Source organism: Streptomyces sp., from assembly GCF_031181555.1.
Taxonomy (GTDB): domain Bacteria; phylum Actinomycetota; class Actinomycetes; order Streptomycetales; family Streptomycetaceae; genus Streptomyces; species Streptomyces fimbriatus.
The window spans coordinates 1-2,430 of sequence record NZ_JAPSKQ010000321.1; the positions used below are offsets into that span (position 1 = coordinate 1).

The following is a 2,430-nucleotide window of genomic DNA, read 5'->3' on the forward strand; positions in this document are numbered from 1 at the left end:
GGCCCGGGCTTCCCGGGGTCCTCGGGAGTTCCGTGCTTCCCGGGTTTCTCCGTCTTCTCGGGCACGCGTCATCCCCAGTTCTCGGCACGCGATTGACAAACGCGAGCGGCCACTCGCATTCTGGTGAAACGCGAGCGATCTCTCGTGTTTGCCAGTCTATGGCAACGGCACAGCCACGCCCTCTGCCCGCCCGGCGCGCACCGCGCGCCGCACAGGCCCGGAAACGGGCCGCGAGGGCTCGGGGCATGGTCCATGGTGAAGGGGACAGCGCAGGATGGCCGAAGTCAACACTCCACCCCGCCTCGGAGGCTGGACCCGCTTCGTCACCGCCCGGCCGAGGCTCGCCCTGCTGGCCGCCCTCGTGCTCACCGTGCTCGCCGTGCTGGCCGGCAGCGGGGTCGCCGACCGCATGGGCAGCGGGGGCTGGGAGGACCCGGACGCCGAGTCCTCCTACGCGACCGAGGCGCTCGAGCGCGAGTTCCCCGCCTCCCAGCCCAACCTCCTGCTGCTCGTGGACGCGGGGGACGCCTCGGTGGACGATCCGGCCGTCGCCGCCGAGGCCGGGCGGCTCGCCGAGCGCCTGGCCGCCGAGCGGGGCGTCACCGGCGTCGGCTCCTACTGGCAGTCCGGCTCGCCCGCCCTGCGCGCCGAGGACGGGCGCGAGGCGCTGATCGCCGCCCGCCTCACGGGCGACGAGACGGCCATGAACAAGACCCTGGACCGCATAGCGCCCTCCTTCCGCGGCGAGCACGGCGTGGTGGAGGTCCGGGTCGGCGGCCCGGTCGCCGTGCGGCACGAGATGCAGACGATCATCCAGGAGGACCTGCTGCGGGCGGAGCTGATCGCCCTGCCGGTCACCCTCGTCCTGCTGGTGATGGTCTTCGGCAGCGCCGTCGCGGCCCTGCTGCCGCTCGGCATCGGCATCGTCGCGATCCTCGGCACCAACGCCGTCCTGCGCGGACTCACCGAGATCACCGACGTCTCGGTCTTCGCGATGAACCTCACCACCGCCCTCGGCCTCGGCCTGGCGATCGACTACGCGCTCTTCATCGTCCGCCGCTTCCGCGAGGAGCTGTCCGCCGGCGCCGATCCCCGGACGGCCGTCGGCACCACCCTGCGCACGGCCGGCCGCACCGTGCTGTTCTCCGCCCTCACGGTCGCGGTGTCCCTGGCGGCGATGCTGCTCTTCCCGCAGTACTTCCTGCGGTCCTTCGCCTACGCCGGGATCGCCGTGGTGCTGCTGGCCGCGGCAGCCGCGCTGATCCTGCTCCCGGCCGCCCTGGTGCTCCTCGGCCACCGGGTCGACTCCCTCGACCTGCGGCGCCTGTTCCGTCGCGGACGGCCCGCGCGGCCCGCCGGCGAGGAGGGCGCCGCCTGGGGGCGCACGGCGGCACTGGTGATGCGCCGCGCCCCGTTCTTCGCCCTGGGCACCACGGCCGTGCTGGTCCTGCTCGGACTGCCCTTCCTGGGCGTGAAGTTCGGTACGGCGGACGACCGCCAGCTGCCCTCCACCGCCGAGTCGCACGTGGTGCAGCAGCACATCCGCGACGGCTTCCCGGGCAGCCCCGGCGGCGGCCTCGACGTGCTCGCCGAGGGACGCGCGACCCAGGCGCAGTACGCCGCCTACAAGGAGCGCGTCGCCGGCCTGCCCGAGGTGGTGCGGGTCGACGGGCCGCTGGTGAAGGGCGACACCGCCTACTTCACGGTGCTGCCCAGGGGCGAGGCCGTCGACGAACCCGCCCAGCGCCTGGTGGACGACCTCCGCGCGGTGGACGCCCCCTTCGACACCAAGGTGACGGGCGCGGCGGCCGTGCTGGTCGACTCCAAGGACGCCATCGGCGAACGCCTCCCCGCGGCGGCCGTCCTCATCGTGCTCGTCACCCTGTTCCTGGTGTTCCTGCTCACCGGCAGCGTGCTGATACCGGTCCAGGCGGTGGTGCTCAACGCCCTCAGCCTGACCGCGATGTTCGGCGCCGTGGTCTGGGTCTTCCAGGACGGCCACCTCTCCGGCCTGCTCGGCTTCACCAGTGCCGGCTCCATCGAGACGACCCTCCCGGTCCTGATGTTCTGCGTGGCCTTCGGCCTCTCCATGGACTACGGCGTGTTCCTGCTCTCCCGCATCAAGGAGGAGTACGACCACAGCGGCGACCACGGACAGGCGGTCCGGCACGGAGTGCGGCGCACGGGCGGGCTGATCACCGCGGCGGCGGTCATCCTGGCGGTGGTCATGGTCGCGATCGGCACCTCGCGCGTCACCAACACCAAGATGCTGGGCCTGGGCATCGCGCTGGCGGTGCTGATGGACGCGATGATCGTCCGCAGCCTCCTGGTCCCCTCGGTCATGCGTCTCACCGGCCGCGCGACCTGGTGGGCGCCGGGCCCGCTCCGGCGGTTCCACGAGCGGTTCGGGCTGAGCGAGGGGGAGTCCGC

Annotated in this window: 1 protein-coding gene; it reads left to right on the plus strand. The window is 72.9% G+C overall.

All coding sequences use genetic code 11. The features are described from left to right. Positions 1–274: 274 nt before the first annotated feature. A partial coding sequence (locus RIM90_RS31420) for an MMPL family transporter (protein ID WP_309064132.1) occupies positions 275–2,430 on the plus strand: 2,156 nt, incomplete at its 3' end.